Genomic DNA, 18,129 nt, shown 5'->3' with positions numbered 1-18,129 from the left:
ATCTTTGAGAAAGCTAATTGCAGCGCCGGTAATGATCATTTTGCCACTTGCCAACGCGTAGTCGGGCAAGGCCCGCTGGCCAGGCAGCGCCAGCCACCTTCGGCCATATTCAGTCGCTGTGCCGCGGCTAGCAAGGCTTTGCGTTCGATCATTAGAATCGCTTGCGGTAGAAGGCTCAGATAATCCGACGAGTGGCCGGCCAGTTTGCCTTGCCAGAGCAGTTCGGCGGCCTGGGCGTTGGGCAGGGCGGTGCTGTCGAATTGATCGGCCAGGGCTTGGCGTTGGGCGATGAAGGTCAGCTCATCGATGCTTTCGATCATCCTTTCGAGCTCGCCGAGGAATTGTTCGATGTGTTGCAACAAGTCCAGAGGCGCGACGCTCGGCGATTGCACGCCGAACAGCATCCCGGTCTGACCGTTGATCTGGCGCAGGCCGCTGAACACCGCGTAACCGAGTTGCAGCTCCACCCGCAAGCGTTGATAGAACGGTGTCTGGCACAGGTGTGCTAGCAAGCGCCAGGCAGCTTCGTCGGCGATGTCACGGGTTGCCGTCGGACAAAAGAGTAATAGCGCGTGTTCGCTGGAACCGGTATCGACGGCGTGCCAAAGATGCTGTGAGGCGATCGATAAAGGCGGCGCCGATTGATGGTCCGGCGTTCCCGGCACACGACTCAAGACCAGCCCCATCGCCGCTTGCGTCTGGGCCGACAGTCCGGTCGCCAGGCCATCCCAACGCGCGCTCGACCAGAGTTGCTGCAAGTCATCCGAGGCTGCGGTGTGCTCAGTGCATAGATCGGGCAGCACCTTGAGCAACTGTCGAATCGGCATCAAAGGGATGGCCGTCGGAGCTTCCTGTGAGAAACGGGCATCAGGTTGTGTCAGCGCTTTCAGCACATGCTCGAGGACTGTTGGCATCGGCTCCTGCAGGCCCGTCAGTTTCAGCAGCCATTCATTGCCCGATGCACTGAAGGAAACGTCGACACCCGCCTGACGTGCATCTTCGCGCAACGGCCCCAGGCTGTTTTCCAGATTCGTCTGAAGACGGCTGTGAGGTGCGGATTCCAGGCGCCAGCGCAGATACACCGCACCTTCATCCGTGTTATCCGGCAATGCCTGACTGAACTGCATCGGCGATCGCTCGCGGCGACTGCGTGAGCGATCCTGGGCAAAGGTCCGCAGGCCACGATGAGCGCTGGTCTGGCCGCGAATCAACCCGGCATTCGCGGCTGGAGCCTCGGTACGCAAAAACGGATTGGGCGTTGGCAGTTGCCACTGGCCGGTGAAGTTATCCACAGCGCCGATTTGTTTCAGGATTGCCTTGAGTGCGACAACGCCCTGTTCGGATAACCCCGGTTCAAGTTGCTCGCTGTCCCGTTGGGCCAGTTGCAAGGCGCTGCTGACTTGCTGTTGGCGCTGCTGCAGGGTTGCGTACTCTTCGCGCAATTGAGCCCAATCCTGACGAGAGGTAAAAAAGCCCAGCCAATCCAGAAGCTGTTCGCGGATTGCGCTGCCCGGTTGCGTGGCGTTCGCCCGCAGCGTGAATTCGATGTGCAGCAAGGCTTGCCCGGCGTAGCGGTAGAGCGGCGCGGCTTTCAGGTTGTCCGCCAGCCCAGAGTTTTGCAGCTGCGCCAACAGGCCGTCGGGTTTTGCGGCATTCAACCAATGACACAGGAACGCCAGTGCTTCGGGCGATGAGTCGGGCAGCGCTTCGAGGGTGATCAGCAGATCCAGTCGACGTTCTCCAGCCTGTTGATAACTATTGGCCGAAGAATCCATCAACAGGGTGGGCTTTGTCTGAGGGACTTTCTCCCCAGTGGTAATGGCCGTGGCAAACTTCTGCGCCATCCCTTTCAATTCGTCGAGACTCTGCGGGCCGGCCAGGCTCAGCGTCATCTGGCCGGTATGATAAAAACGCTGATAGAAGCCCTGTAAGGCTTGCTGAAACTCGGGCTGCGGAATCGGCAGGCTGTAACGGTTGCCAGCATGAAACGCCCGCAACGGGTGAGCCGCCGAGAGCCCGTCGAACAGCGCGAATTGCTGTTGGGCTGTGGCATCCCGCGACCAGGCGACAAATTCAGCGTGCAGCACTTCCCGTTCCCGCCGCTGATCGTCCGGATTCATACGCGGATGGGCGAGCATGTCTGACAGACGCTCCAGCCCAGCGCTGAACGCCTGGGGTGGCAGTTCAAAAAAGAAGTCCGTCGTCCGTTCGCTGGTTCGCGCGTTTACCTGCCCGCCATGACCTTGTACGTAGGCCATCAGCCCTTGCTCTGCAGGAAAGCGCTCCGTACCCAGGAACAGCAAATGCTCAAGAAAGTGCGCCAGCCCCGGCCAGGCCGGTGGCACGTCGTGACTGCCGGCGGCGACCCGCAACGCCGCGGCGCAGCGCTTCAAACCGGGAGCATGACGCAGCGTCACCCGCAGACCGTTGGCCAGGGTTTCAGTGTGAAGGTGGGGGTGATTCAGCGCAGGCATGAGCACTTCCAGAACAGAGAAGCGCTAATGCTAGCGGATTAGGGGGCGTTCTCAATGAGTTTCCACACTGCGCCGGGGAAACTGATTGAGAACGCCCCCTAAGTGGATCAGCGCTTGTTCAGCGCGCCGTAAAGCTCGGGACGGCGATCGAGGAAGTAGCGATTGGCGGCGCGGGAGTCGATCATCAGCTGGCGATCCAGCTCACCGACAATCAGCGCTTCATCAAGACCGGCCTGGGCGATACGGCTGCCATCCGGCGCGGCGATGCTGCTCTGGCCGCAATACTGGATCTCGCCCTCGCTCCCACAGTAGTTGGCGTAAGCCACATAACACTGGTTTTCGAAGGCCCGGGCGCGGACGGTGACGTCGGCGATGAAATCGTAGGGAATCATGTTCGCCGTCGGCACCAGGATCAGCTCGGCACCGGCCAACGCCAGACGCCGGGCGTTTTCCGGGAACTCCAGGTCGTAGCAGATCAAGAAGCCGAGCTTCCAGCCATTGAGTTCAACCAGCGGGAACTCATCCGGCCCGGGGCTGAACATCGAGTGATCGAGATCGCCGAACAAGTGAGTCTTGCGGTAGTTGCACAGCCGCTCGCCATGGGCGTCGATCAACTGCACGGCGTTGTAGATCTGCCCGTCCTCGGTACGCTCCGGGTAGCCATACAAAATGGCGATCCCCGCTGTCTTGGCGATGCGCGCGATTTGCTGCGCCGACTCACCGTTGTGCACCTCCGCCAGCACGCTGACCGCATCAATGCCGATGTTGTAGCCGGTCAGGAACATCTCCGGCAGCACCAGCAAATCCGCGCCTTTGGCCTCCAGCGCCAGTTGATGCAGGCGTTGCAGGTTGCCCGCGACATCCAGGGGCAGCGGTGGGCATTGGTAAAGGGCTACGCGCATTTCGGATTCCTCTTACTCGGGCAGGGCGATCGGACCGATCTCGTTGAACACATCTCCTGGACCCGGGTTTTCGGCGTGAGTTTCACCGCCGAAGTGTTTCATGATGCCCCACACCGCGTTGAGCGAGGTCTGCACCGCGCCTTCAACCCACGCCGGTGTCCATGAAACGTCATCGCCGGCGATGAAAATCCCGCGCTGCTCGGGCGGCATGTCGTCCTGCATGAAGTGCGCGTACATGCGCTGGTTGTAGCGATAGTGGCCGGGCAGGGCGCCTTTGAAAGCCCCGAGGAAATGCGGGTCGGCTTCCCACGACACGGTGATCGGATCACCGATGATGCGCGCGGCGATGTCGACTTTCGGGTAGATCTTCTTCAGCGCATCCAGGGCCAATTTCACGCGTTTTTCCACGGGGTGCGGAAGCATTTTCAGCGCGTCGCTCATCCACGAGTACGACAGGCAAATCACTCCGGGCTTGTCGTCGCCGTTGTCGAACAAATAGGTGCCGCGGGTCAGGCGATCGGTGAGGGTCATGCTCATCAGGTCGCGGCCGGTTTCCGGGTCTTTGTCCTTCCAGAACGGGCGGTCGACCATCACGAAAGTTTTCGACGACTGCATGTAGCGGGTACGGTCCAGGGCCATCCACATTTTTTGCGAGAACAGGCTCTCGTCGCATTCGATCTGGGTGGTCAGCAGCCAGCTCTGGCAAGTGGTCAGCACCGCTGCGTACTCGCGGGTGTCGCCCCAGTTATCGGTGACCGCAAAACGGCCGTCTGCCGCGTGGGCGATTTTCTTCACGCCGGTACGTGGCGCGCCATTGTGCAGCGAGCTGAGGCTGGTGCCTTCCGGCCAGTGCACGCAACGCTCCGGCACATGGCGCCAGATGCCTTGAGGCACTTGTTCCACGCCGCCGACCACCAGGTGCTGGTGATCGTCGCAGTTGGTCATCACCACGCGGAAGATTTCCAGCATCGAGTTGGGGAAATCCGAGTCCCAGCCGCCGGTGCCGAAACCGACCTGACCGAACACTTCGCGGTGATGGAACGAGAGTTTGGCGAAGGCTTTGGAGGTGGCGACGAAATCGTAGAACGTGCGGTCGTCCCACAGCGGCACCAAGGTGTTCCACAATTCCTTGAGGCGCGGCACGTCGCGGTCGCGGATGGCTTGCTGGATCTCGCCGAAGCGCGAACCGTCTTCCAGGGCGTCAGCCCAGGCGTCAGCCACTTCCTGGAACAGTGCAGGAAGATCCGCCAGTTTCTGTGCGTAATGGGTTTTGCCTTCCAGATCGATCACCGTGCTGCCGGACGCGGGTGTCAGCGGGTTCGGGAAGGGCTTGGTTTCGAGGCCGAGTTTGTCGACGTAGTGATAAAACGCGGTGGACGATACCGGGAAACGCATACCGCCGAGCTCGGCGATGATGCCTTCGGCGCCGTTGAACGCCTGGGAGCGCAGACGACCGCCCATTTTCGAGGCTTCGTAGACGACGGGTTTCAGGCCCAGTTTCATCAATTCATAGGCGGCCACCAGACCGGCGATGCCAGCCCCGACAATCGCCACCTCGGCGCCGTGATTGTGCGCTGGAATGCTCCCCAGACCGGCCGGGTGCTCGATCCAGTCGTCGAAGGCGAAAGGAAAGTCCGGGCCGAAAATGGTGACTGGTTTTTTACCGTCTGCAGGATGGCGATTGTTCTTGTTCATGGCTGACCTTGCTGGCGACCCGACGCAGGATGCGCGTCTGAGTATAGGAAAAGATGGTCGCCATTCTAGAGAGCGTAGAACACGTTAATAAGACGCAATGTGTCGTCGTTTTGCTAATTGTTTTATCAATATGACGAAGTATTACTGCATATTGTAGGTGTGAGCAGTGCGGCGATCCGACTTGCCCGCGCAGAGGCCCGACCAGACACCGAACGCTTACTGGTAGAAACTCAAACCGGCTGCCCCCGATCAATCTTGCTGCTCAGGATGATCGAAGTCGTCGTTTTCTCCACCCCATCCACACTGCCGATCTGATCCAGCAACTGATCCAGCTGCTCCGGCGAATCGGTGCGCAACCACGCCACGTAATCAAACTCGCCACTCACCGCACACAGCTGCTGCACCTGAGCCATGGCGCTAAGTCGTCGCAGCACTTCCTTGCCAGACCTCGGTTGCACCGTAATCCCGACGTAAGCCTGCAATCCGCCATCCACCACACGCTGACCCAGTCGTACACCGTAACCGGTGATCACCTTGGCCTTTTCCAACCGGGCCAGGCGCGAAGTAACGGTGGTCCGGGCGATGCCCAGTTGCCGGGCAAGCATGGCCACACTTTCACGGGCATTGATCTGCAGGGCGGCGATCAATTGGCGGTCGATTTCGTCGAGAACGGGCGGGCGAGTGTCAGGCAAAGGGGTATCTCCAGCGGTACAGAGCAATGGGCAGGCATATTACAGGCAGTCCATGCCCTCAACGGGTTAATTGGATGGACACAAATTGTCACTCGTAGTCGAATGCACAACCAGGGGCTGTGAAGCGAGGGGATCGAAATGAAGAGCATGCCTGCGGCTCTGCGCGACTATGCACTGCAGATTGCCAATCACGAAATGGGGCACTACGTCGTGGCCCGAGCCCTGGGTTTTGAAACGGGTGATGTGACCCTGAAAGTGACCATGGGCCTGACGCACCATGGCGGGGCCTCCATTACCTTGACGCGGTCGATTACGTCGATCGAAGCCATGAAGGAACATTTGGAAGCCCGGATGATGGTCCTCTACGCCGGCGCCATTGCGCAGACTTTGCCTGCAAAGCACTCGCCCGAGAAACGCGTCGATAAGTCGAAAGCGGCAGCCATCCTGAAAGGAGAGTTTGGAGCGGAACAGGATCACGCAAAAATAAGAGAGTTGCGGTACTTGCTTCGAAACATCGCCTACCCCGATACGGATCCAGCGTCGTCCGACAGCATCATTGCTGAACTGACAGACATTAATGATCGCTTGTGGTTGCGCACTCAAGAAATCGTAGAGGAATTGGCCGAGACGATTACTGGATTGGCAGGGCTTCTGGTAGAGCGCATGGTCATTGTGGAGCAGTGGGGGCGGCCGGCGGATACGTATGAGGTTGTGTTGACGGGGGAAGTGCTTGAGCGGCTGGGGCCAGTGCAGGCCATTCCAGTGTTGAGTGTTTGGGCGTAAACATCCAGGACGCCGTCGGATGCGGTTCGAGCAGGTCGCGGTGCAAGCACCTTCACCACATCATCAATCGCCGCTTTGCTTATCGCCGCCAGATGAGACTACTGAGCGTAGTTCTGCGCGAAAGCGGCAATTGCCTGCGTAGCCTGGAAGTCGACCAACTGCAGACCGCGCTCCTGGATGCTGGTCTTGGCAAGCTGCACCGCTTTACGGTGGCGGGGCGATTCATTCTCGGCGGGAGTGCTGACAGGGATTAGTACGTTTTTTAGTTGAATAATCCCTTCTTGTTCGGCGCGTACGAACTTCATCAGCCACTGATCGCAGTGGTCGAGTATCGCGCTTGGTTCGGCCTGATCAAAAGCCAATGGTTTGATAGCGGCCACTACCTCGTTTCGGTGAACCAAGGGCAGGTGCAGTTTGGTCAAGTCGCCGATCAAGGTGTCATCACGGAAATTGCGGATCGATGCTTCCGAGAACATGGTTCGAATTTCTCGAACCATGAGCTCTTCGCGACGATCACGCCCTATGCCTTGGCGTTCGATATAGCGGCTATATAGCGTTCCGAGGGCTGCGTCGAAGTTTTCCACCAATATTGAGCGCATGGGGCTGAAGCGAATCAGTGACTCCTTCGGCTCGGTCAGGAAACGAAAGTGGTTAACGATCTGCGACTCTTGGGCTTCTGTTGTCATGAGGCGAACGTTATCCAATTCGTTCTGGGCAATTTCCATGGCCTTGGCGAATAGGTTGCTGCACTCGAAGAAGTGATTGACCCGTTTCAGGTTTTTACGGGCGAGCCTGTACTCCATGCGCCCTATGGCTGGAGCCGAGAGAACGATGCCGACATTGGCAAATTCTTCGGTTTCGGCAAAAGGCGCGAAGCGCACGATGCTGTAAAGGCAGGTGTATTTCATTGCAGGACGCTCCAGAATTCGTCCGATTGGCAGAGCATCAGGTTACTTTTAATTTCTTCGAGCAGAATGTCGAGCCCCGGTTTGCCGATGGATTCACACCATTCATCGGGAATGTCCAAGCATAGGTCACGAAACCGCATAGCAGTGTCGTGCATCCGCTGGCCGTATTCAACTTTGTCGACCAGATCCAGCTGCCATGTCCGATTGCTAGGGCCAAACACATGGCTTTGTGCGAATTTTTGAGCATCCAGCGGCCATTTGAACGCTTGATTGTGATCGATCAGCTGCAGCTGATTGTCGAGGCCGCACATCAGTAGGTTGGGTCGGCCGCCGAATGGCCCTAACTGACGATCACCGTTACCTACCCAGTAATCAAAGATGAAGACGGCTTTTTGCAGGTCGCTTGGAACCTGCTGTACTTGCGAATACAACATATCTGCAGCGTCCGCAACATAGGCTAGGGCATAGCTATCTCCAGGCCCAAGATCGTTTCGTGCTTCCAGGTTGTAGCGCAGTAGGGCTGGGTCAATATAGATATAGCCATGCTCGGGGATCGGTAAGCCGAATTGAGCTGCCAGTCGGGCGCAGAGCAGCTCGGCAATCCGCTCGGTGGGCGGTAATTCCAATCCCTTGGCCACATAGTGCTTGTCATTGCTGGCTCGGCACAGAAAGGGACGCGTGATGCCTCCCTCCAGTCGCCGGATGATCTCAACCGCTTCGATGTAGTTACCCACGGCCATTACCGTTCCCTTATAAATCAGCTTGCCAGACGATACTGGTCTACATTGTGCTGCACCACGCCCCGCAATGTTTTTTTAGGAGAATTGCGTAGGTAAGATCCATACGTGAGATCGGTAACGCATTCGGAATACTCTGCTGCATTTACAAGAAGCCCTGATGCGAAAACATCGGGGCTTTTTGTTGTCTCTCAAACGGATTTGCCCGCGTTAACATTTTTAGGATCTAGCGCACCCCGGGCTTTGTACCGCATGCACCGGTGTATTTCACAGCTTATCAACCGCTATTCCTCGGACTCTGTCGCCGTCCGGGCAGGTCGCGGTGTCAGCACTTTCACCACATCATCAATCACCGCTTTGCTCATCGCCGTCAGATAGTGCGCGGCCCAGGCGTGGCGGTCGGTGTCTTTTGCGTAGGCTGCGTCTTCGGCAAATGATTTGGCGAGGGATAGCAGGTCGGAGGTTTGAGTCAATGCATCGAGGATGGGGACGCCAGCGCTGACGTGGAACAGTGGCTGATCCGAGCAATAGGTGAAGGGCGTGAGGCCGATGGTTTTCAGTTCGGAAGCTGCGGGTGAATCTGTTTTGTTCATGATGTAACTCCTAATTTGAGGAGCTGTCACGTTCGTTTCCAAGCGAATGGGTGGCAGCTGTGCGCAGGTTGGAAAACCGGGAAATTAGGAAACCGGCACGCCCGAAGACGTCCCGCGCACAGCCGCCATAACTCAAGAGTGCAAGCTAAAAACGTTTGCAATCGTGAAGGGGGCGCTGTTGCAACTAATTTCGACGGGTTTCCAAGCCCGATCGCTGCATTGGCAGCGACGTCTGGAGAGTATCCCGTCGAAGAAAAGCCCAACAAGGCGGCAAAGTGCCTAAATGCGCCCATTACGTAATTCTCGGAGTTTGCCTACAACCTTGGAGGACGTCATCCGATAACCCACCGTCCGCGCAAAATATAACCTAGACGGCAGACAGGAATAATGACGCATGACCCGCCTCGGAGCAGCGCACAGCGCGGCCCGTGATCCACACAGGAAGAAGCAGTATGTCCACACCCCCCACGACTCAAGCCAGCATTGAGCAGTTGCACCGAGACGTGGCCGCCTTGGCTGAAGACATGCGTAGCCCGGCCCCCACCGCGACCCGAGCGATACTACTGCCGTTCGGGCTCGGCGCCGCTCTGGCCCTGGTGACCTTTGCTGTCGTCGCCTTGGTGGCTCGGCTGGTCTGAACCCTAAGACTAAGCGTCAATCTCAGAAAGCCAAAAGCCGCGCATTAGCGCGGCTTTGAGTATGGTGGGCCCACACGGACTTGAACCGTGGACCAAAGGATTATGAGTCCTCTGCTCTAACCAACTGAGCTATAGGCCCTCAGTAGGCCGCGGATTATAGCGACGGTTTCTCGGCAGTGCTATCCGAAAAATCCGATACGGCCATACGAAGAAACGTCGCGGCGAATTCGTCGGGGGAAAGTGGCAGACTGACGATGTAGCCTTGGATCTGTTCGCAGCCTTCGGTGGCGAGGAATTGTTGCTGGGCCTGGGTTTCGACGCCTTCGGCGATGACGGTGAATTGCATGCTGCGACCCAGGGCGATGATTGCGCGGACAATCGCCGCGTCGTGGGGGTCGTCCGGCAGGCCGCGGACGAAGGACTGGTCGATCTTGAGGATGTCCAGCGGCAGGCGTTTGAGGTAGCTCAGGGATGAATAGCCGGTGCCAAAGTCGTCGATCGCCAGTTGCACGCCCAGACGCTTGAGCTGGTGCAGGACCGCCAGCGCTTCTTCGGCCTGGCTCATGATGAAGTTTTCGGTAATCTCCAGTTGCAGAAAATCGGGTTTGAGGCGGTTGTCCTTGAGCAATTGCTCGATTCGGCCGAGCAGGTTCGGCTGGCGTAATTGAGCGCCCGCCAGGTTGACCGAGAGTGGGCCGAGACACTCATAGACCTGATTCCACTCGTACATCTGCTGGCAGGCGGTCTCCAATACCCAATCACCGATTTGCAGGATCATGCCGTTTTCTTCGGCCAGGGGAATGAAGTGCTCGGGAGGCACATCGCCGAAGGTCGGGTGATGCCATCGAATCAGCGCTTCGGCGCCGACCAGCCGATGATCCTCGAGGCTGATTTTGGGCTGGTAGTACAAAAACAGCTCATTGCGCTCGATGGCGCGTCGTAGTTCATGCTCCAGCGCCACGCGTTCGCTGGCCTGGGCGGTGAGGTCTCGGGTGTAGCTTTCAACCCGGTTACGGCCCTTGGCCTTGGAACGATACATCGCGGCATCGGCGTTCTTGACCAGTGTGGCGACGTCGCAACCGTCCCTGGGATACAGGCTGGTGCCGATGCTGGCACTGATGAAAAACTCGTGCTCGCCGGCCTGGAAAGGGGCCGCGAAGCAATTGAGCAGCTTGGTGGCGATGTTGTCGGCATCGCTGGCCTGTTGCAGGCCGGGGAGCAGGATGATGAATTCGTCGCCACCCAGCCGCGCCACGGTATCGATATCGCGCAGCTGCTCCTTGAGGCGCACGGCGATGCCTTTGAGCAGCAGGTCGCCAACCGGGTGGCCGAGGCTGTCGTTGATGTGTTTGAAACGGTCCAGGTCCAGGAACAGCACGGCGCCCTGGCCACCGTTTTCCTGCTGGTTGTTCAGCGCGGTCAGCAGACGGCTTTCGAACAATGTGCGGTTTGGCAGGCCGGTCAACGGATCGTGGTGCGCCTGGTAGTCGAGTTTGGCTTGCGCGTGCTTGAGGCTGGAAATGTCCGCGAATACCGCGACAAAGTGGGTGATGAGTTTGTCCCGGTTGCGCACGGCGCTGATGGTCAGCCAGCTTGGGTAGAGCTCACCATTCTTGCGCCGGTTGGAAATCTCGCCCTGCCAATGACCTTCGGCGGTCAGTTGATGCCACATCGCCGCATAGAAGGCGCTGTCGTGCAGGCCCGAGGCGAGCAGGCGAGGGGTGTGGCCCAGTGCTTCGGTCTCGCTGTAACCGGTGATTTCGGTAAAGGCCCGATTGACCGCGCTGATGTGCTGTTGGGTATCGGTGATCAAGACACCCTCGGCCGTACTCTCGAACACGGTGGCGGCCTGTTGCAGTTTCTCCTGCATCAGGTGCCGCTCGGTGATATCCCGGGCGATGGTCAACATGCAGTCTTCATCGCCGATGGGCAGCGGTCGGCTTGAAACTTCGCAGAGCCGGATCTGCCCGTCCTTGCGGCGGATGTGGCAACTGAAGTCGCGGACAAAACCATCCCGGTGCAGCAATTCGAGCATCTGTTTGCGTTCGTTGAGATTGACCCAGATCCCCAGGTCCAGGGCCGATCGATCCACAGACATTGCGCTGTTGAAACCGGTAATACGGCTGAAACCTTCGTTGACCTCCAGGAGCAGGCCATCGCTCTGCCGGGACAGCAGCAAGCCGTCGGGGGAGGCATGAAAGGCCTTGGCGAATTTCTCTTCGGAGGTTTGCAGCTGTTGCTGGGTTTCCTTGAGCTGACTGATGTCTCGTACGACCACCACCAGGGCTGGGGTCGTGTCGAGGTCGAAAGGCTCGGCGGAGATCAGGCCGGTAAACACCTGGCCATTGTTGCGGCGAAAGGGCATCTCCAGGTTGCGGATACTGCCGGCCTGCAATCGTTGCAGCAAACCCGGTCCCACGCCAGGAACACCCCAGATATTCAGGTCGGTGGCCGTCTGGCCTATGACGTCTTCGGCCTTGAGGCCGATCTGTTCCTCGAATGCCTCGTTGACTTCCAGCAGGCAGCCATCGGAAAGCCGTGCGATCACCAGAATATCCGGGCATTGCTGGAACACCGAGGCGAACTTCTGTTCCGACAGGCGCAGCGCCTCTTCGGTGCGCTTGGCTTCGCTGATGTCGATCATCAGTCCGCGCAGGACCGGTTCACGGCCGTGTTCGATCAGGCTGACGATATCGCGGACCCACAGGCAGCGGCCATCAGCGGTGATGACCCGGTAATCGACGCTGTGATCGCGCCCGGCCGCCACTTCACGGTCGCAGAAGGCTTGGGCGCGGGTGAGGTCCGCGGGGTGGATGATGTTGCGCCAGAAGCCCGGAATCAGCCAATGGGACAGGGGATAACCGAGGAGGTCCTGGGCGTGGGGCGACACGTAACTGTAGGTGTAATCGCTGATCTGCGCTTCCCAGGCGATGGCTGAAAGACTCTCCACCAGCCCGCGGTAATGGTATTCGCTGCTGCGCAGCTCCTGTTCCAGATTGACCCTGCGGGCTATTTCCGAGCTCAGTCGGCGGTTGATCCGGATAACCACTGCCAGAACGACGATCAGAAGCAGTAGTCCTGGGAGGCCGTACATCAGCACATCGGACCAGAAGGTTCGATGATCGAGGACATTACCGACCCAATGTTCCTGGATGGCGCTGATTTCACTCGGGCTCATGTCTGCCAGGACTTTGTCCAGGATACTGACCAGCAGCTTGTCGTTCGGCGGGACGGCCATCGCCAATTGATAGCGGTAGGGCGTCTCACCGCTGACGTAGAGCCCTTCGAGCTTGAGCTGGCGCAGGCTCCAGACACTGGAGGCGAGATCGCCTACGACCGCGTCCACTTCGTCAGTAGCCAGCGCTTGCAATGCCGAACTGACATTGGGCATCGCCACCAGATTCAGGTCGGGATGTTGGGTGCGCAACAGTTCATGGGGGGCGTAGTTTTCCACCACGGCGATCTTCAGCCCGTACAGATCTTTGAGTTTGCGCGGTTGGGGGCCTCCGACGTGGGCCAGAATGACAATCGGAAAATCGAGGTAGGGGCGGGTAAACGACAGATAGGTCTGGCGTTCTGGGGTCGACATGATGCCCGGCAAGATGTCTAGCTTGCCCTGTTTGGCCTGCTGCAGGACTTCAGTCCAGCTGACCGGTTCGATGGGCGTGAGTTTGATGGCCAGCCGTTGCCGGATGACGTTGATATAGTCTGCTGCCAGGCCCTGATAACGCCCATGATCGTCGCGAAACTCAAACGGCGGCCAAGACGCATCGACGCCCAGGCGCAATTCCGGGTGAGCCGCCAGCCAGCTACGTTCTTCGTCGGTCAGAGTCAGCGCGCCAGCCGTTGCGGTCCAGGTCATCAGCGACAGCAAAAAAAGCACGGTCGACCATCTGGGCATAACGGTCTCGTTATGGCTTTGGGGGAATGCTTCGAGTGTAGACGGGCTATTCGGCGGGGGGGACGTGCGGGGCATTAAATCTGTATAAAGCAAAACCCCCGGCCTGGGCCGGGGGTTCTGTGATCACTCGTCGAGGAAGGAGCGCAGATGCTCGCTTCTCGTCGGGTGGCGCAGCTTACGCAGCGCCTTGGCTTCGATCTGTCGAATCCGTTCACGGGTCACGTCGAACTGCTTACCAACCTCCTCGAGGGTGTGGTCGGTATTCATGTCGATACCGAAGCGCATGCGCAGAACCTTGGCTTCACGGGCAGTGAGGCCGGACAGGACTTCGCGAGTCGCTTCTTTAAGGCTCTCAACAGTGGCGACATCGATTGGCGACTGCATGGTCGAGTCTTCGATGAAGTCACCCAGATGGGAGTCTTCGTCATCACCGATCGGGGTTTCCATGGAGATCGGCTCTTTAGCGATCTTCAATACCTTGCGGATCTTGTCCTCAGGCATTTCCATGCGTTCGCCCAGCTCTTCCGGGGTCGGTTCGCGACCCATTTCCTGCAACATCTGCCGGGAAATACGGTTGAGCTTGTTGATCGTCTCGATCATGTGCACCGGAATACGGATGGTGCGGGCCTGGTCGGCGATCGAGCGAGTGATCGCCTGACGGATCCACCAGGTGGCATAAGTCGAGAATTTGTAGCCGCGGCGGTATTCGAACTTGTCTACCGCTTTCATCAAGCCAATGTTGCCTTCCTGGATCAGGTCGAGGAACTGCAGGCCACGGTTGGTGTACTTCTTGGCGATGGAGATCACCAGACGCAAGTTCGCTTCGACCATCTCTTTCTTCGCGCGGCGGGCCTTGGCCTCACCGATCGACATGCGACGGTTGATGTCCTTGATCTCGGCGATCGTCAAACCGGTTTCGGTTTCCAGCGCGGTCAGCTTCTGCTGGCAACGAATGATGTCCGGTTGCAGGCGACCAATGGCTTCAGCGTATTTGCTTTTGCCTTTGGCCAGTGCATCGCTCCAGCTTTCGTCGACTTCATTGCCCGGGAACTGGCGCAGGAAGTCGGCACGCGGCATGCGGGCATCACGAACGCACAATTGCATGATCGCGCGCTCTTGCTGACGCAGACGATCCAGGGCGCTGCGAACACGCTCGACCAGGCCTTCGAATTGCTTCGGCACCAGTTTGATCGGCATGAATAGCTCAGCCAGGGCCAACAGCTCGGCAATCGCAGCCTTGTTGTAGCGACCGTGCTTTTTCAGCGCCTTGCGGGTGATTTCCATCTGATCGGCGACAGCGCCAAAACGCTGTGCGGCGATGACCGGATCCGGACCGCTTTCGGCTTCTTCTTCGTCATCGCTTGCTTCGGCGTCATCGTCGTCGGTGTCGTCGTCCGCTTTCACGGCTTTCGGGTCGACAGGCGGTGGCACTTCGGCTGCAGGCGGCGCAATGCCGTCGTCCGGGTCGATATAACCGCTCAGGACGTCGGACAGGCGGCCACCTTCGGTGGTGACGCGAGTGTACTCGGAGAGAATATGGTCAACCGTGCCAGGGAAGTGCGCGATTGCGCCCATCACTTCGCGGATGCCCTCTTCAATACGCTTGGCGATTTCGATTTCGCCTTCACGCGTGAGGAGCTCTACCGTACCCATTTCACGCATGTACATGCGCACTGGGTCGGTGGTGCGACCAATGTCGGTCTCGACCGCTGCCAACGCTGCAGCTGCCTCTTCGGCCGCGGCTTCGTCGGTATCGGCGTCGGCCAGCATAAGGGAATCCTTATCTGGCGCAACCTCGAATACGTTGATCCCCATGTCATTGATCATGCGGATGATGTCTTCCACCTGTTCCGGATCTGAAATATCCTCCGGCAGGTGGTCGTTGACCTCCGCGTAAGTCAGGTAGCCCTGCTCACGACCAAGTGTGATCAACTCTTTGATACGAGACTGCTGTTGCGCTTTTCCGGACATAACACCCTATCCACTGAAGGTCTTGGCGGGCAAAAAACAAGCCGAGGATTATACCTGAGCTATGACCTCACGCGCCAGTTGAGGTCGGGTTTGATGCGCAAACATTGCGGCTTAAAAGGTCGCGCAATTGATTTTTCTCTTCGGCACTCAACTCACTTTGACGCGCTTTTCGAAGAAGTTGTTCCAGATTTCGCTCGCGTTGGCGGGCTGACAAGCTAGTAATGGTGTCGAAAAACTGTTGTTCAAGGTTATCTCCATCAATCAGCCATTCCTTTTCTGCCAGCGCTTTCAGCAGTCGGCCCTGTTCAGTGCCGTGCCAACGCGCAATCAGTTGAAATGAGTTTAGCTTGGGATTCTTCTGTACGGCTTCGAGCAGGGCGACCAGCAGTTGCGTGTTAGTGTGGTCTTCGGCCGCAAAGTGCCCGGCATCCTCGACTTTTTCGGCCAGTTGCGGGTGATGCAGCAACGTGCGCAAGGCGGCCAGGGTGGGTGGCTCTACAGCAGCCGGTACCCGTGGCGCGCGCGGTTGATCGCGATCGCCGCCACGTTTGCCGTTCTTGTCCCACGGTTTCTTGTCCCATTTCTTGCCGCCCGCACCGGGTTTTTTCGGCGTCCACTCCTGCTGCGGCACATACATCTCTTGTGCCTGCGGCTGATGGTAGTCGCTGTAATCGGGCATGGCGTCGTAATCAATGCCCGGGTCGTAAGCCGGTGGTGCTTCCTGAGGTGCGCTTTGCACCAGTTGACTCACGGCTTCACCGCTGAGTCCGGTAATTTCGGTCAGGCGCTGGCGCATCAGAATGCGTAGGTTGGCGCCCGGAACCTTGTCGATCAGTGGCGCGGCGAGGGTGGCCATGTGGGCCTTGCCTTCAAGCGAGCGCGGGTCCGATTCCTCGGTCAGCTGTTGGAAAAAATAATCGGCCAATGGCTGTGCATGCTGATTGATCCGCGCGCGGAAGGCGTCAGTGCCTTCGGAGCGGACCAGTGTGTCCGGGTCTTCGCCTTCGGGCAGGAATAGAAAGCGTGCACGCCGTCCGTCCTGCAGGCTCGGCAGCGTCGCCTCCAGTGCGCGCCACGCAGCGTTGCGACCGGCCTGGTCGCCGTCAAAGCAGAACAACACGTTGGGCACGACGCGAAACAGTCGCTTCAAGTGCTCTTCGCTGGTGGCGGTGCCCAGGGTCGCTACAGCATTGCGCAAGCCTTGCTGGGCGAGGGCAATGACGTCCATGTAGCCTTCGACGACGATGATTTCGTCGAGGTTGCGGTTGTTCTTGCGCGCTTCGTACAGACCATAGAGTTCCTGTCCCTTATGGAAAACAGGAGTTTCCGGTGAGTTCAGGTATTTCGGCTTGTCATCGCCCAGTACCCGACCGCCGAAGGCGATGATGCGCCCGCGGCTGTCGCGGATCGGGAACATCACGCGATCGCGGAAGCGGTCATAGCGCTTGCCGGTTTCGGCGTTCTCCACCAGCAGGCCGGCATCGATCATGGCCTTTTGCTGCAGGGTGTCGCTGCTGAGATGCTTGAACAGATTGTCCCAGCCGGGCGGAGCGAAACCGAGGCCGAAATCCCGAGCAATTTCGCCGGTCAATCCGCGACCTTTCAAGTAATCCACAGCCGCTTTGCGCGCCGGATGGCTTTTCAGGGCCTGGCGGTAAAAATCGGCGGCAGCGCTGAGCAGCGGATACAGCGGCGAATCGGTGGGCTGTCGCGGTTTGTGCGGTCGGCCGCTTTCTTCGCGGGGGATTTCCATGCCGGCGGCTTTGGCCAGTTCTTCGACTGCCTGGGGGAAGTCCAGGTTGTCGTGGTCCATGATGAAGCCGAGGGCGTTACCGCCAGCGCCGCAACCGAAGCAGTAATAGAACTGTTTGTCGGGGCTGACGCTGAAGGAGGGGGTTTTCTCTTTGTGAAACGGGCAGCAGGCGGTGTAGTTCTTGCCGGCCTTTTTCATTTGCAGGCGCGAGCTGACCACATCGACGATGTCGGTGCGGTTCAGAAGGTCGTCAATAAAGCTCTGGGGAATTAGCCCGGCCATGGCGTTCTCGTCATCTGCGCTGAAATGGACCCGAAACGAAGGGCGGCCGAACGCTGGTCATTGTTTGAGGCGCGCAGGGTGTGCGGCTCGACCGGTGTCGTCTGCGTAATCGCTGTCGGGAAGTGTATCTGCCGAAAATCCACTGACGTTAGTACCAATCAGCATTCGACTATTTGAAAGTGTTTCGCTGAGTCCGGCGACGGCCAGTCAATGGCCTCGGATAGCTCATAAGCGGGCACGCAAGAAGGTGCCTTGGGCTGATCGTCGTGAGAGGAGTCAGTGGGTGTGCTCGTCAGTAGCCTTGAAAGGCTCGTCAGAAAAGACGTGCACCGCTGGCAAAAGAGCCAGGTCTGACGCTGTGAAGCAGGTTTGTCTCGGTCGCGTCTGCGGCTTTGACGGTGAAGCATCAAGCGTTGTCCGCAAATGCCATTAGCCCGGCTGAGGGCCGGGCTTGGCAGAAGCTTGCTACGATCGTCTGTGTATTAGTACAGACGAACGGCGCGGCGCTGTTCGCGCTGTACTTTCTTGGCGTGACGCTTAACAGCGGCTGCTGCTTTGCGCTTACGCTCAGAAGTAGGCTTCTCGTAAAATTCGCGGCTACGAACTTCAGCCAGTACACCGGCTTTTTCGCAGGAGCGCTTGAAACGACGCAGAGCTACGTCGAAGGGTTCGTTCTCTTTAACTTTGACGGCTGGCATCCAGAGCTACCTTCATTCATTACCGGGGTCAACATCCTCGCGGCAAAAGAGCACTTGAAGACGTCGGTTTTTAAGGGTTGCGGATGTTAACCCCTCATCGCT

At 58.5% G+C, this 18,129-nt stretch carries 13 protein-coding genes and 1 tRNA gene; 2 read left to right on the top strand and 12 right to left on the bottom strand.

The genetic code is table 11. From position 1 onward, the window contains the following. Positions 1-35: 35 nt before the first annotated feature. The 4 genes from pqqF to PSH69_RS27220 form a co-directional block, all read right to left on the bottom strand. Positions 36-2,474 carry a pyrroloquinoline quinone biosynthesis protein PqqF gene (pqqF, locus tag PSH69_RS27235; protein WP_305410323.1) on the bottom strand — a complete coding sequence of 813 codons (2,439 nt, stop codon included), beginning with the start codon at positions 2,472-2,474 and terminating at the stop codon, positions 36-38. A gap of 107 nt (positions 2,475-2,581) precedes the next feature. Then, positions 2,582-3,376 carry a carbon-nitrogen hydrolase family protein gene (locus tag PSH69_RS27230; RefSeq protein ID WP_305410322.1) on the bottom strand — a complete coding sequence of 265 codons (795 nt, stop codon included), beginning with the start codon at positions 3,374-3,376 and terminating at the stop codon, positions 2,582-2,584. 12 nt (positions 3,377-3,388) lie between these two features. After that, on the bottom strand, positions 3,389-5,071 hold the full coding sequence (locus PSH69_RS27225) for an NAD(P)/FAD-dependent oxidoreductase (protein ID WP_305410321.1): 1,683 nt from the start codon (positions 5,069-5,071) through the stop codon (positions 3,389-3,391). Between the two features lie 230 nt (positions 5,072-5,301). After that, positions 5,302-5,763: an Lrp/AsnC family transcriptional regulator gene (locus PSH69_RS27220; protein ID WP_007980298.1), complete on the bottom strand. Its 462-nt coding sequence runs from the start codon at positions 5,761-5,763 to the stop codon at positions 5,302-5,304. A 138-nt stretch (positions 5,764-5,901) separates the two neighbouring features. On the opposite strand from PSH69_RS27220, the gene PSH69_RS27215 reads away from it, so the two are divergent. Then, positions 5,902-6,546 (top strand): peptidase M41, encoded by a 645-nt coding sequence (locus PSH69_RS27215; RefSeq protein ID WP_305410320.1) that lies wholly within the window; start codon positions 5,902-5,904, stop codon positions 6,544-6,546. Between the two features lie 98 nt (positions 6,547-6,644). Here PSH69_RS27215 and PSH69_RS27210 read toward each other — a convergent pair whose 3' ends face one another. The 3 genes from PSH69_RS27210 to PSH69_RS27200 all read right to left on the bottom strand — a co-directional run bounded on the left by PSH69_RS27210 (position 6,645) and on the right by PSH69_RS27200 (position 8,784). Next, positions 6,645-7,454, bottom strand: coding sequence for a DUF3037 domain-containing protein (locus PSH69_RS27210; RefSeq protein WP_305410319.1), 810 nt, complete (start codon positions 7,452-7,454; stop codon positions 6,645-6,647). Then, complete coding sequence (locus PSH69_RS27205; protein ID WP_258698777.1) at positions 7,451-8,194, bottom strand: HipA family kinase; 744 nt, start codon at positions 8,192-8,194, stop codon at positions 7,451-7,453. The genes PSH69_RS27210 and PSH69_RS27205 overlap by 4 nt, the downstream gene beginning before the upstream one ends. A gap of 281 nt (positions 8,195-8,475) precedes the next feature. Further along, positions 8,476-8,784 (bottom strand): DUF3077 domain-containing protein, encoded by a 309-nt coding sequence (locus tag PSH69_RS27200; RefSeq protein ID WP_305410318.1) that lies wholly within the window; start codon positions 8,782-8,784, stop codon positions 8,476-8,478. Between the two features lie 452 nt (positions 8,785-9,236). Here PSH69_RS27200 and PSH69_RS27195 point away from each other — a divergent pair, with 452 nt between their 5' ends. Further along, entirely contained in the window at positions 9,237-9,422 is a 186-nt protein-coding gene (locus PSH69_RS27195) for a hypothetical protein (RefSeq protein WP_007936539.1), read from the top strand. A 62-nt stretch (positions 9,423-9,484) separates the two neighbouring features. Here the strand turns inward: PSH69_RS27195 and PSH69_RS27190 are convergent. The 5 genes from PSH69_RS27190 to rpsU form a co-directional block, all read right to left on the bottom strand. Beyond that, positions 9,485-9,561: transfer RNA gene (locus tag PSH69_RS27190), tRNA-Ile, on the bottom strand. Between the two features lie 15 nt (positions 9,562-9,576). Beyond that, the gene (locus PSH69_RS27185; protein ID WP_305410317.1) at positions 9,577-13,323 is read right to left on the bottom strand and encodes a bifunctional diguanylate cyclase/phosphodiesterase; all 3,747 of its coding nucleotides are present in this window, start codon (positions 13,321-13,323) and stop codon (positions 9,577-9,579) included. Between the two features lie 123 nt (positions 13,324-13,446). Further along, positions 13,447-15,294, bottom strand: coding sequence for an RNA polymerase sigma factor RpoD (gene rpoD, locus PSH69_RS27180; RefSeq protein ID WP_007936542.1), 1,848 nt, complete (start codon positions 15,292-15,294; stop codon positions 13,447-13,449). 67 nt (positions 15,295-15,361) lie between these two features. Continuing rightward, the gene (dnaG, locus tag PSH69_RS27175) at positions 15,362-17,329 is read right to left on the bottom strand and encodes a DNA primase (protein ID WP_305410316.1); all 1,968 of its coding nucleotides are present in this window, start codon (positions 17,327-17,329) and stop codon (positions 15,362-15,364) included. A 482-nt stretch (positions 17,330-17,811) separates the two neighbouring features. Next, on the bottom strand, positions 17,812-18,027 hold the full coding sequence (gene rpsU / locus PSH69_RS27170; RefSeq protein ID WP_002551877.1) for a 30S ribosomal protein S21: 216 nt from the start codon (positions 18,025-18,027) through the stop codon (positions 17,812-17,814). Positions 18,028-18,129 lie beyond the last annotated feature (102 nt).

Origin of the sequence: Pseudomonas sp. FP1740 (assembly GCF_030687165.1) — a bacterium.
Taxonomy (GTDB): domain Bacteria; phylum Pseudomonadota; class Gammaproteobacteria; order Pseudomonadales; family Pseudomonadaceae; genus Aquipseudomonas.
Note: the sequence above shows the minus strand (reverse complement) of the source record. Positions and strands in the feature narration are given on the sequence as shown.